The 12,140-nt window shown below is 63.5% G+C and carries 14 protein-coding genes; 9 read left to right on the top strand and 5 right to left on the bottom strand.

Going from position 1 to position 12,140, the window contains the following annotated elements; translation table 11 throughout:
• Positions 1-11: 11 nt before the first annotated feature.
• Positions 12-1,442 (bottom strand): lytic transglycosylase domain-containing protein, encoded by a 1,431-nt coding sequence (locus CAG46_RS05295; RefSeq protein WP_025339937.1) that lies wholly within the window; start codon positions 1,440-1,442, stop codon positions 12-14.
• A gap of 100 nt (positions 1,443-1,542) precedes the next feature.
• Positions 1,543-2,322 (bottom strand): hydroxyacylglutathione hydrolase, encoded by a 780-nt coding sequence (gloB, locus tag CAG46_RS05300; protein WP_013973400.1) that lies wholly within the window; start codon positions 2,320-2,322, stop codon positions 1,543-1,545.
• Between the two features lie 85 nt (positions 2,323-2,407).
• Between gloB and CAG46_RS05305 the strand changes: the two genes are divergently transcribed.
• The 4 genes from CAG46_RS05305 (at position 2,408) to CAG46_RS05320 (ending at position 6,875) form a co-directional block, all read left to right on the top strand.
• Positions 2,408-3,181 carry a class I SAM-dependent methyltransferase gene (locus CAG46_RS05305; protein WP_085614421.1) on the top strand — a complete coding sequence of 258 codons (774 nt, stop codon included), beginning with the start codon at positions 2,408-2,410 and terminating at the stop codon, positions 3,179-3,181.
• Between the two features lie 13 nt (positions 3,182-3,194).
• Positions 3,195-3,641, top strand: coding sequence for a ribonuclease HI (rnhA, locus tag CAG46_RS05310; RefSeq protein ID WP_003261021.1), 447 nt, complete (start codon positions 3,195-3,197; stop codon positions 3,639-3,641).
• 51 nt (positions 3,642-3,692) lie between these two features.
• A complete protein-coding gene (gene dnaQ / locus CAG46_RS05315) occupies positions 3,693-4,451 on the top strand; it encodes a DNA polymerase III subunit epsilon (protein ID WP_085614420.1) in 759 nt (252 codons plus the stop codon).
• 174 nt (positions 4,452-4,625) lie between these two features.
• Positions 4,626-6,875, top strand: a complete 2,250-nt coding sequence (locus CAG46_RS05320) for an Orn/Lys/Arg decarboxylase N-terminal domain-containing protein (protein ID WP_085614568.1) — start codon at positions 4,626-4,628, stop codon at positions 6,873-6,875.
• Here the strand turns inward: CAG46_RS05320 and CAG46_RS05325 are convergent.
• A complete protein-coding gene (locus CAG46_RS05325) occupies positions 6,859-7,077 on the bottom strand; it encodes a hypothetical protein (protein WP_003261019.1) in 219 nt (72 codons plus the stop codon). The two genes, CAG46_RS05320 and CAG46_RS05325, sit on opposite strands and share 17 nt — an antisense overlap.
• Before the next feature lie 157 nt (positions 7,078-7,234).
• Between CAG46_RS05325 and CAG46_RS05330 the strand changes: the two genes are divergently transcribed.
• Entirely contained in the window at positions 7,235-7,795 is a 561-nt protein-coding gene (locus tag CAG46_RS05330) for an NADPH-dependent FMN reductase (RefSeq protein ID WP_054572488.1), read from the top strand.
• A gap of 172 nt (positions 7,796-7,967) precedes the next feature.
• Here the strand turns inward: CAG46_RS05330 and CAG46_RS05335 are convergent, their stop codons facing one another.
• On the bottom strand, positions 7,968-10,034 hold the full coding sequence (locus tag CAG46_RS05335) for a TonB-dependent receptor domain-containing protein (protein ID WP_085614419.1): 2,067 nt from the start codon (positions 10,032-10,034) through the stop codon (positions 7,968-7,970).
• A 220-nt stretch (positions 10,035-10,254) separates the two neighbouring features.
• On the opposite strand from CAG46_RS05335, the gene CAG46_RS05340 reads away from it, so the two are divergent.
• The 3 genes from CAG46_RS05340 to CAG46_RS05350 are packed head-to-tail and all read left to right on the top strand — an operon-like array spanning position 10,255 to position 11,217.
• Complete coding sequence (locus CAG46_RS05340) at positions 10,255-10,503, top strand: helix-turn-helix domain-containing protein (protein WP_085614418.1); 249 nt, start codon at positions 10,255-10,257, stop codon at positions 10,501-10,503.
• A gap of 11 nt (positions 10,504-10,514) precedes the next feature.
• Positions 10,515-10,862: a head completion/stabilization protein gene (locus tag CAG46_RS05345; protein WP_085614417.1), complete on the top strand. Its 348-nt coding sequence runs from the start codon at positions 10,515-10,517 to the stop codon at positions 10,860-10,862.
• Positions 10,855-11,217 (top strand): hypothetical protein, encoded by a 363-nt coding sequence (locus tag CAG46_RS05350; RefSeq protein WP_075045812.1) that lies wholly within the window; start codon positions 10,855-10,857, stop codon positions 11,215-11,217. The genes CAG46_RS05345 and CAG46_RS05350 overlap by 8 nt, the downstream gene beginning before the upstream one ends.
• Here the strand turns inward: CAG46_RS05350 and CAG46_RS05355 are convergent.
• A complete protein-coding gene (locus CAG46_RS05355; protein WP_085614416.1) occupies positions 11,214-11,606 on the bottom strand; it encodes a helix-turn-helix domain-containing protein in 393 nt (130 codons plus the stop codon). The genes CAG46_RS05350 and CAG46_RS05355 overlap by 4 nt on opposite strands.
• A gap of 200 nt (positions 11,607-11,806) precedes the next feature.
• Here CAG46_RS05355 and CAG46_RS05360 point away from each other — a divergent pair, with 200 nt between their 5' ends.
• Complete coding sequence (locus tag CAG46_RS05360; protein WP_085614415.1) at positions 11,807-12,070, top strand: ogr/Delta-like zinc finger family protein; 264 nt, start codon at positions 11,807-11,809, stop codon at positions 12,068-12,070.
• Positions 12,071-12,140 lie beyond the last annotated feature (70 nt).

Here is a 12,140-nt window from a genome sequence, read left to right on the forward strand (position 1 = left end):
GCGGGCGGGGATCAATGCGAGAGGTAGACGGTGAGGGTCTGGCCTGGCTTCAGGGCATGGCCGCTGCGCGGGTTCCAGCGTTTGAGGTGCTTCATTTCCACGTTGAAGCGCTTGGCCACCAGGTACAGCGAATCGCCTTTGCGTACCTTGTACTGCGTGGAGCGCTGCCCGGAGGCGGCTACCCGATTGCCAGCAGCGCTCGGCGCGCTGCCACCGCGCAGGGCCAGGACCTGGCCAGCGCGCACGCTGTTGCCGGAGAGACGGTTCCAGCGCTTGATGTCCTTGACCGAAACGCGGTTGGCCTTGGCGATGGCGCCCAGGTTGTCGCCGCGCTTGACCCGGTAGCTGCGCGCCGCCACCGGGGCCTTGGCTTCGGCCACGGCGCGGGCGAACACCGCCTTGTTCGGCTGCAGGCTGACCAGTTGCTCGGGCTTGAGGTTGGACAGGCTGTCGCTCAGCAGCTGCGCCTTGGCGGTGGGTACCAGCAGCTGCTGCGGGCCATCCACGGTCATGCGCTTCTTGAATGCCGGGTTGAGCTGGATCAGCTCGTCTTCGTCGATGTTGGCGAAGGCCGCTACCCGCGACAGGTCGAGGCGGTCGTTGATGGCCACCGCCTCGAAGTAGGGTTCGTTGGCGATCGGGTTCAGGTTCACGCCATAGGCTTCCGGCGTGAGTACCACCTGCGACAGGGCCAGCAGCTTGGGCACGTAGTCGCGGGTTTCCTGCGGCAGCGGCAGGTTCCAGTAGTCGGTGGGCAGGCCGAGCCGTTCGTTGCGCTCGATGGCGCGGCTGACCGTGCCTTCGCCGGCGTTGTAGGCAGCCAGGGCCAGCAGCCAGTCGCCGTTGAACATGTCGTGCAGGCGGCTGAGGTAGTCCAGGGCGGCGTTGGTTGAGGCGGTCACGTCGCGACGGCCATCGTAGAAGTTGGTCTGGCGCAGATTGAAGTGGCGGCCGGTGGACGGAATGAACTGCCACATCCCCGCGGCATGGGCGCGCGAGTAGGCCATCGGGTTGTAGGCGCTCTCGATGGCTGGCAGCAGGGCCAGTTCCAGCGGCATGTCGCGTTCCTCGAGGCGCTCGACGATGTAGTGCAGGTAGAGGCTGCCACGCTCGCCGGCGCTTTCGATGTAGCTTGGGTTGCTGGCGAACCACAGGCGCTGCTGCTCGATGCGCGGGTTGACGTCGATGTTGTCCTGCAGGGCAAAGCCCTGGCGCATGCGTTCCCATACGTCCTGTGGCGCCTGCTCGGCCGGCTTGACCAGCAACGGTGAAGGCTTGTGCTTGATCCGCGCCTGGTAGTTGTGAGCGCGAACGCTATCGGATTCGTCGAGCTGACGAGTGCTCTGGCAGCCCACCAACGTGGCGGCCAGGGCCAGCGCACTGATTTGGGCCAGGCGCGTCAGGGCGACGGAATGAGAGGTTCTGCGGCTACGGGAAGACATCGGCTGACACAGGTTTCCGGGCGAAAAATTTCGGCGATTCTAGAAACCGCTCCGGGCCTGGTCAACCTTTGACCATCGCTTGCGATATATCTTGAGGTTATCAGAAGGTGTCCTTCCAAGACCTCAAGGCAGCAAAAACAGCGACATGCGAGGGGTTTGAATGTCCCTTCCATTCGTCTGCTTTTTGTTTAACTAATGTTTCAGAGGTGCGCAGGAAGGGGTTGGTCAGGCGCTCCAGACCGATCGTTGATGGCAATGTGATGCGATTGTCAGCACGCAAACGGGTAACGTCCTCGAACCGCTGCTGAACGTGCGGGTTCTCGGGTTCCACCGCCTTGGCGAAACGCAGGTTGCTCAGAGTGTATTCGTGGGCGCAGTACACCTCGGTCTGCTCTGGCAGGGCTGCCAGGCGGGCGAGGGCTGGCTGCATCTGTTCGGGGGTGCCTTCGAACATGCGCCCGCAACCGGCGGCGAACAGCGTGTCGCCACTGAACAGCACCGGCGTTGCCGGCTGGTCGCTGAACAGGGCGATATGCCCCAGGGTATGGCCGGGCACGGCCAGCACCTGGAAGGTCACGCCCAGCACGGTCACCTGGTCACCTTCGTCCAGCGCCAGGTCACGGCAGGGAATGCGCTCGTGGGCCGGGCCGCAAACCCGCGCGCCGGTCAGTTGCTTGAGCCGTTCCACGCCGCCGACGTGGTCGTTGTGGTGGTGGGTGACCAGGATGTCGCTCAGTACCCAGCCGGGGTTGGCTGACAGCCAGCGTTCCACTGGGCCGGCGTCACCCGGATCGACCACCGCGCAGCGGCGTTTGGCAGTATCCTGTAACAACCAGATGTAGTTGTCGGAGAAAGCGGGGAGAGCATCGATCTGTATCATGGTGCGGATCCGATTCGCCTAGCGTGGCACATGAAGGCATCTTATCCGCGATGGCGCGGTGCGAGAACCTTCGAGGGAGAGCGCAATGACCGACCAAGCCTTTGCCCAGGCAGACCCGGACTGGGTCAAGCTGATCAGCCTGGCCCGTGAGTGGTTCAACGGCCCACTCGGCCAACTGATGCTCAGGGAGGAGGAAAAACTGCTGGAAGAAGAGCTCGGGCGCTTCTTCGGGGGTTACCTTGTGCACTACGGGCCCTGCGCCGAGCCACCGCCCAGCGCGCCCCAGGTGCAGCGCAACGTGCGCCTCGGTGCACCGCTGCCGGGGGTGGAGATTGTCTGCGAGGAGCAGGCCTGGCCGCTGAGCGAGCACGCCGCCGATGTGGTGGTGCTGCAGCATGGCCTGGATTTCTGCCTTTCGCCCCACGGCCTGCTGCGCGAGGCGGCCAGCGCGGTGCGCCCGGGCGGGCACCTGCTGATCGTCGGGATCAACCCCTGGAGCAGCTGGGGCATGCGCCATTTCTTCAGCCACGGCGCCTTGCGCAAGGCCCGTTGCATCTCGCCGTCACGGGTGGGCGACTGGCTCAACCTGCTGGGCTTCGCGCTGGAGAAACGCCGCTTCGGGTGCTATCGTCCGCCGCTTGCCTCACCGGCCTGGCAGCAGCGCCTGGCGGGCTGGGAACGGGTGGCCGGCGGCTGGCAGAGCTCCGGTGGCGGGGTGTACCTGCTGGTAGCGCGCAAGATGGTGGTGGGCCTGCGGCCGTTGCGCCAGGAGCGTCGCGAGCCGATGGGCAAGCTGCTGCCGCTGCCACTCGCCAAGGTGAACCGCGCGGCGGCCAACCCGGATACTGAAAAGCACTGAACATGAGTGGTACATGAGCGAAAGCGTCGAGATGTTTACCGATGGTGCCTGCAAGGGCAACCCTGGCCCTGGCGGCTGGGGCGTCCTTATGATCTACAAGGGCGTCGAGAAGGAACTGTGGGGCGGCGAACGCGAAACCACCAACAACCGCATGGAACTGATGGCCGCGATCCAGGGCTTGATGGCGCTGAAGCGCGAATGCGAAGTGGTGCTTACCACCGACTCGCAGTACGTGATGAAGGGCATCAACGAATGGATGACCAACTGGAAGAAGCGCGGCTGGAAAACCGCGGCCAAGGAGCCGGTGAAGAACGCCGACCTGTGGCAGCAGCTGGATGAGCAGGTCAACCGCCACAAGGTGACCTGGAAGTGGGTACGCGGGCATATCGGCCACCCCGGCAACGAACGCGCCGACCAGCTGGCCAACCGTGGGGTCGATGAGGTGCGCGCCAAGCGTTGAGCTGGGGTACAATTCCGGCCTTTGTAACTGATGCAAGTTGGAGCGCCCCGCGTGGAGCAGCAGCAAGATAAACGGTTCGTCATTCTCGATACCGAAACCACGGGTATGCCGGTCAGCGAAGGCCACCGGATCATCGAGATCGGCTGTGTCGAGGTCATCGGCCGGCGCCTGACCGGGCGGCACTTCCACGTCTACCTGCAGCCGGACCGTGAGAGTGACGAGGGCGCCATCAACGTCCACGGCATCACCGATGCCTTCCTGGTCGGCAAGCCACGCTTTGGCGATGTTGCCGAGGAGTTCTTCGAGTTCATCCAGGGCGCCACGCTGGTCATCCACAACGCGGCGTTCGACGTTGGCTTCATCAACAACGAATTTGCCTTGGTGGGCCAGCCGGACCGCGCGGACATTTCGCAGCACTGCACCATCCTCGACACCCTGCTGCTGGCGCGTTCGCGCCACCCGGGGCAGCGCAACAGCCTGGATGCGCTGTGCAAACGCTACGACATCGACAACTCGGGCCGTGAGTTGCACGGCGCATTGCTCGACTCGGAACTGCTGGCTGATGTCTACCTGGCAATGACCGGTGGCCAGACCAGCCTGTCGCTGGCCGGGCATGGGGCAGAGGCCGGGGATGAAGGGGCGGGTGCTGGTGGCAGCGAGATTCGCCGTATTACCGGGCGGGCGCCCGGGCGGGTGATCATGGCCAGTGCCGAGGAGCTGGAGGCGCATGCCGAGCGCCTGGCGGCCATTGCCAAGTCGGCGGGTGGGCCGTCCATGTGGCAGGCCCTGACCGAGACACCTGCTGGCTGATCTTTCGCCTGCTCCAGCCTTTCGCGGGTGAACCCGCTCCCACAGGAAATCGACTGGCCTTGAATGCAATGCGGTCCCTGTGGGAGCGGGTTCACCCGCGAAGAGGCCTGCACAGGCAATACAAGGCTCAACTACCCTGAAATGGACGCCATGTCCTTCGGAGGTAGCCACCTGATGTACAAGGACCTCAAGTTCCCCATCCTCATCGTGCACCGCGCCATCAAGGCCGACAGCGTCGCTGGCGAGCGTGTGCGGGGCATCGCCGAGGAACTGCGTCAGGACGGCTTTGCCATCCTCGCCGCCGCCGACCATGCCGAGGCCTGCCTGGTCGCTGCCACCCACCACGGCCTGGCCTGCATGCTGATTGCCGCCGAGGGCGTCGGCGAGAACACCCACCTGCTGCAGAACATGGCCGAGCTGATCCGCCTGGCCCGCCTGCGTGCCCCCAACCTGCCGATTTTCGCCTTGGGCGAACAGGTGACCCTGGAAAACGCCCCCGCCGAAGCCATGAGCGAGCTCAACCAGCTGCGCGGCATCCTCTACCTGTTCGAAGACACCGTGCCGTTTCTTGCGCGCCAGGTGGCGCGTGCCGCACATATCTACCTCGACGGCCTGCTGCCGCCGTTCTTCAAGGCCCTGGTGCAGCACACCGCGCAGTCCAACTATTCCTGGCACACCCCGGGCCACGGCGGCGGCGTGGCCTATCGCAAAAGCCCGGTGGGCCAAGCCTTTCACCAGTTCTTCGGGGAAAACACACTGCGCTCGGACCTGTCCGTTTCCGTGCCGGAGCTGGGCTCGCTGCTCGATCACACCGGCCCCTTGGCCGAAGCCGAAGCCAGGGCTGCGCGCAACTTTGGCGCCGACCATACCTTCTTCGTCATCAACGGCACCTCCACGGCCAACAAGATCGTCTGGCACGCCATGGTCGGCCGCGACGACCTGGTGCTGGTGGACCGCAACTGCCACAAGTCGGTGGTGCACGCGATCATCATGACCGGTGCCATTCCCCTCTATCTGTGCCCGGAGCGCAACGAACTCGGGATCATCGGCCCTATCCCGCTCAGCGAGTTCAGCGCCGAGGCGATCCAGGCGAAGATCCAGGCCAACCCTCTCGCCCGTGATCGCGGGCAGCGCATCAAGCTGGCGGTGGTGACCAACTCCACCTACGACGGCCTGTGCTACCACGCCGGCTTGATCAAGCAGACCCTGGGCGCCAGTGTCGAGGTGCTGCACTTCGACGAGGCCTGGTTCGCCTATGCGGCGTTCCACGAGTTCTTCACCGGGCGCTATGCCATGGGCACGGCCTGCGCGGCAGACAGCCCGCTGGTGTTCAGCACCCATTCCACCCACAAGCTGTTGGCCGCGTTCAGCCAGGCCTCGATGATTCATGTGCAGGACGGGGCCAGGCGCCAGCTGGACCGTGACCGCTTCAACGAAGCGTTCATGATGCACATCTCGACCTCGCCGCAGTACAGCATTCTCGCTTCGCTGGACGTGGCCTCGACCATGATGGAAGGGCCGGCCGGGCGTTCGCTGCTGCAAGAAATGTTCGACGAGGCGCTGAGCTTTCGCCGTGCCCTGGCCAACCTGCGCGAGCACATCGCCGCCGACGACTGGTGGTTCAGCATCTGGCAGCCGCCGAGCGCCGAAGGCATCCACCGCCTGGCCGCGCAGGACTGGCTGCTGCAGCCGGGGGCGGAGTGGCATGGCTTTGGCGAAGTGGCGGACGACTATGTGCTGCTCGACCCGCTGAAGGTGACCCTGGTAATGCCAGGCCTGAGCGCGGGCGGTGCGCTGGGCGAGCATGGCATCCCGGCGGCAGTGGTCAGCAAGTTCCTCTGGGAGCGGGGGCTGGTGGTGGAGAAAACCGGCCTGTACAGCTTCCTGGTGCTGTTCTCCATGGGCATCACCAAGGGCAAGTGGAGCACCTTGCTCACCGAGTTGCTGGAGTTCAAGCGCCACTATGACGGCAATACCGCCCTGAGCAACTGCCTGCCGAGTGTGGTGTCTGCCGATGCCTCACGCTACCAGGGCATGGGCCTGCGCGACCTGTGCGACCAGTTGCATGGCTGCTACCGCGCCAATGCCACGGCCAAGCAGCTGAAGCGGCTGTTCACGCGCTTGCCGGAGGTAGCCGTGAGCCCGGCCCGGGCCTATGACCAGATGGTGCGCGGTGAGGTGGAGGCGGTGCCGATCGAGGCGCTGCTGGGGCGGGTGGCGGCGGTGATGCTGGTGCCGTACCCGCCTGGTATTCCGCTGATCATGCCGGGGGAGCGGTTCACCGAGGCGACCCGCTCGATAGTCGATTACCTGGCCTTCGCCCGGGCGTTCAACCAGGGCTTCCCAGGTTTCGTCGCTGACGTGCACGGCCTGCAGAACGAAAGCGGCCGCTACACGGTGGATTGCATCAAGGAATGCGAATGATCTCGACGCCGCTGCGCGCCAGTTCGAAGCGGTTTTCACCCAGGTGGTTGACCTTGTCGCCGATGGCCAGGCGATAGGTGGTGATGGGGGCGCCCAGCGTGCTGCCGTCGGTTTGCAGGGTCGATTCCTGGAACTCGTGCACGGGGTAGATGCGGCCTTCGGCGTCACGGGCGTGGAATTGGCCGACCATTACTGCTGCCATTTGGGTGGAAACCTCTGAATTACGTGGGAAATGTCTGCAGGCATAGACCGTGGAACAGCGTCGGAAGTTTTCGCCCCGCGGAAAAAAAACCAAAGCGCCGAGGAACGGTCATCTATAACTACAACGTCCCTTTACCCAGCAGAGGTTGGAAATTGCCATGAGCCAGGTGTATTCGGTAGCGGTTGTCGTCGGTAGCTTGCGCAAGGACTCCTACAACCGCAAGATCGCCCGCGCACTCTCGGAGCTGGCGCCGTCCAGCCTTGCCCTGAAAATCGTCGAGATTGGCGATTTGCCGTTGTACAACGAGGATGTCGAGGCCGAAGCGCTGCCGGAAGCGTGGAAGCGTTTTCGCGACGAGATCCGCCGCAGTGATGCGGTGCTGTTCGTCACCCCGGAGTACAACCGCTCGGTACCTGGCGGCCTGAAGAATGCCATCGATGTGGGCTCGCGGCCTTACGGGCAAAGCGCCTGGAGTGGCAAGCCGGCGGCAGTGGTCAGTGTGTCGCCTGGTGCCATTGGTGGGTTTGGCGCCAACCATGCCGTGCGCCAGTCGCTGGTGTTTCTGGACATGCCGTGCATGCAGATGCCCGAGGCCTACATTGGCGGCGCGGCTAGCCTGTTCGACGATGCGGGCAAGCTCAGTGACAAGACCCGACCGTTCTTGCAGGCGTTTATCGACAAGTTCGCTTCCTGGGTGAAGTTGAACAGGGCAGTTTGACCTGCCTTGAGCAATCATCGCTGAGCGCACGAACCCTGTAGGAGCGGCCTTGTGTCGCGAAAGGGCTGCGCAGCAGCCCCAGGATTTCAGCTTCGCAACATAAATTGCCAGGGCTGCTGCGCAGCCCTTTCGCGACACAAGGCCGCTCCTACAAAAAGCTGTGCGCAGCGGATTAGCGGAAGCTGTAGGAAACCCCGGCATACACGCCAAAGCCTTCGCCCGGCGTCGAACGGGCCTCATCCTTTCCAGCATCGTTGTAGCCAGGTGTCACCGTCGCCGCATAGCGCTTGTTGGTCAGGTTGCGCAGGTCCAGCCAGGTCTGCCAGTCCTGTTTCGGTGAATCCCAGCCCAGGCGTGCGCCGAGCAAGGCATATTCATCGGCGTGGTAGCTGTTGGCGTAGTCCACCTGCACCTTCGACGCCATCTGCGTGTTCACCCCGGCGTAGAAACCGCTCGGCCAGTCATAGCGCAGCTCGGCCTGGTAGTAGTGCATCGGAATGCCCGGCAGGCGGTTGTCGCCGAACTTGTCGTCATCGCGGTAGTGGAAGTCACTGAAGGTATAGGCCTGGCGCAGGCTCAGCCTGCCAGTACCAACACGTTCCCACAGGGTACTGTCGAGGCCGGCTTCCACGCCTTGGTGCACGGTGGCGCTGGCGTTGAATTCCTTGGCCGGAGCGCCTTGCACGATCTCCACCGCCAGCAATTCATGGCGAACCTGCGAGTAGTACCACGCCAGGTCCCAATGCCCCAATGCCGATTCGCCGCGTGTGCCCAGTTCCAGAGTGGTGGCCGTCTGGTTTTGCATTTCGATCGGTTGGTTGGCTGTGGGCGCACTCCAGATCAGGGCCCAGGGATGGGGTGGTTCGACCGAGCGGCTCAGGTTGCCGTACACCTGCAGGTCCGGGCTGATGTCATAGCGCAGCCCCAGGCGTGGTGCATAGTCCCAGTCATGCTGGCTCACTTTGCCGCCCCCGGCAGGGTGGTAAGTGACATCACTTTCACGGCGGGTATAGATCATCGCCAGGCCAGTGGTCAGCCACAGGTTCGGTACCAGCTCCAGGTCATTGCCCACATGCAGCACGGTGTCCGAGCCCTGGTAGGTGAAGTCGCGGGTGCGCTCACCGAACACGTCGCCATTGCGGGTGAACTGCGAAGCACCGCTGTTGGGCAGGTGCTTGGTGGTGCGCCAGCCGACGGTGGTCTTGCTCTCGTGGCCGAACAGCGTGTCGCGGCGGAAGTAGTTCAAGGTGCCGCTCACATCGGTATAGGCCACCTTCAGGCGCATCGGGCCTTCGCGCAGGTCCATCGGGTAGTCGTGGTAGACCAGGCCGGCTTCCAGGCGCGCATCGTCGTCGAGGTAAAAGGTGGTCTTGTTGCCCACCCAGGTACTGCCCGGTTGCGGGCGGCTGTCGTCGCGGGCCAGGTAGGCTGGGTTCGCGGCGCGGGGGTGGTGCTTGATCTGCTCCTTGGTCAGGCGCCCGGCCAACTCGTTCTCGGTTTCCCGATAGCGCAGGTAGAAGCGGGTTTCCAGGTTCGGGTTGAAGCGGTAGCCGACGTTGGCGGCAACGCCCTTGGCGCTGCCGCTGCTGTGCGCCTGGTAGCCGTCATATTCCGAATCGGTCAGTGCCACGTAGTAGTCGAGGTTGCCCAGCACCTGCCCCGAGCTGATGTGCCGGTGCTGGTAGCCGCGGCTGCCGACTTCGTAGCGCACCTGCAGCGGCGCGGCGTCGTAGCCGGTATGGGTGACGTAGTTGATCGCACCGCCAAGGGCGAGGGACCCGTGGTCGAAGCCGTTGGCGCCGCGCAGCACTTCGGCACGGCTCAGCCACAGCGGTTCGAACAGCTCGTAGGGCGTACCGCCCGGGCCGGTCAGGGGCAGGCCGTCGAACATCGTGTACACCCCGGAGCCGTGGGCCCCCGGTGCGCGGTTGATGCCCGAACCGCGGATCGACAGCTTGATGCCATCGTTGCCCGCCGATTGCGCGAACACCCCGGGCTGGTAGGCAAGTACATCCTGGTTGCTGGCAACCCGGCCTTGCCCTACACGCTGCATGTCCACCAGGTTGCTGGCGCCCGGCACTTCGTGCAGGCGTTCGCTGGCGGCGGTCAGGTCGTTCTGCTCCTCATCGGTGATCAGCACCTGGCCCAACTCGACCGAAGGTGCCGCCAGGGCGGGCTGGGAGGCAGCGAAAGCAGCCAGCAGGCCGAGGCAGGATGGTGGGGGCAAAACGCAACGCATTGTACGACTCCAGGCGAAAGGCGAATGGACAACGGCGTTGAGACGAGCGAAATGCCGCTTGGAGCACGAGGAAAGTCGACAAATATCGCGCAACCTTCGTCAGACGGTTTTGTACGAAAGTTCTTTACAAGCCGTAGCGATGGAGCAGGGCGACCCGCGCTTCGTAAGGTGATTGCAGACCGGCAGCGATGCCTCGCTCAATCACCCGTGGAGTTCAAACATGACTGACAACGCACGAAACTCGCAGCAACCCTTGGCGGACGCCCCGGTTCGCCTGACGCCACGTGAACGGCAAGTGCTTTTGTGGTGTGCCTACGGCAAGAGCTCGTGGGAGATTGGCCGGATCCTGGAATGCAAGGAATCGACGGTGAACTTCCATGTGTCGAACATCCTGCGCAAGTTCGATGTGCCCACGCGGGTGGCTGCGGTGATCAAGGCCATTCGCTACGGCATGCTGGCCGAGCAGTGAGGGGGTGAAGCATGGGCAACGATCCTCGGTTACCGCGTTTTGCCGACTGCCATGACCCGTTCTGGCCACGGGTGGACCTGGGCAGGTTGCGTGAGCGCCTGAAGCTGCAGCGGCCTGTCAGTGAGGCTGCGCTGGAAGTGGCCGCACGCTGCGCGGCCATCGACGCGGCACGCGAGTTCGCGCGCTGGCGCGCGGTGTTGCGAGAACGGGGCTACAAGCGCCTCGAGGATGTGGCCGGGCATGACCAGGGGCGTGCATTGCGGGTGTGCTACATCCGCTTTGTCGAAGCCGCGGTCATGCATAGCCTGGGCTCGTCCGCCTACCTGGCCACTGCGCACCGAGGGGCTGCCCATGACTGAAGAATCTGTTTTCGACAGCCTGGCCCCGGCGCTGGTGGAGTTGCTGGGCGTGGATGGCAATGTCCTGTTTGCCGCGCTGCTGGGGGCTTTGTTGGTGAGCGCGGCGCGCGACCGGTTGATCACCAACAAGGCCAGGCGCCTGACACTGGGCAAGAAACTGTTGCTGGTGTTCGTGACCGTGGGGGTGGGCCACCTGTTCGAGCCACTGGTCTCGTCACTGGTGCCCCTGCTGAGCCGTGGCATGGCGGCGTTCGTGGCAGCCGTGGTGGTGATCCCCATCAGCCTCAAGGTGATGGTCTGGCTGGATACCCTGGACCCGCGCGAACTCATCCAGCGCTGGCGCCGCCGGGGCTAGCCGCTGGCGGCATTGGGCAAGCGACTGGTCAGCGCGCTCAATTGCCGTTCCAGCTGCTGGATGCGTTGCTTGTCCTGGACCAGCAGGAGAACGGCCTGGCGATCGGCAAGCGACAAGGTGCGCAGGCGCGCGAGCATGTCGTGTTCCCAGCCGTCTTCGTCCAGGCCTGCGCGATGTCGTTCGGGTTCACCCAGCAGAAGCCAGTCCAGTGAGCATGCATATTGCCTGGCGATGTCTATGCAAAGTGAATAAGGAATGCTGTCGCGCACCTTCCAGCTGCTCAATGTCTGCGGGCTGATCGAAAGCGCTCTGGACAGCTCGGCGTCAGATTCCGTAGCGGTCAGAAGCTTCAGCCGGGTCAGCACCGAAGCAAGTACGTGGGTACTCATAACAAATATCCATGACTGGTTTAATGATATTCCATGGGCTTAAACTACTCGTTATGAATACAGCCCTGCGTTTTAAGGAGCGTTCCTGCAATGAGAAGCATCAAACTGAAGAATACACCTATATATGCAGCCAATACTGATAAAACCGGACGACTATTCTCACAGAAGGTAAGCCTGAACAATGCTTGCAGGTACTTGCCGTGAGTACATACAAGCTGGTTTGCCCGCATTGCCACAGCCGGATGCGCATACGCACCAGTGAAGGGCGTCATATTTTCCTGCGGATCGCCTATTTGCAATGCACCAACGAGGCATGTGGCTGGTCGGTGCGCGCCGAGTTCGAAATGACCCATGAACTCTCGCCCAGCGGCATGCCCAATCCGGAAGTGTACCTGCCTTCGGCCAATGGTGATTTACGCAAGGCAGCGCTGCCGGGGGCCGCCCAGGACAACTCTGGTGAATGAGCCTTCATGCTCACGGATAAAAAGCGCGCAGATAAAAAAACACCCCGCATGAGCGGGGTGTCTTGTTTTG

This window comes from Pseudomonas sp. B23(2017) (genome assembly GCF_002113725.1).
Taxonomy (GTDB): domain Bacteria; phylum Pseudomonadota; class Gammaproteobacteria; order Pseudomonadales; family Pseudomonadaceae; genus Aquipseudomonas; species Aquipseudomonas putida_Z.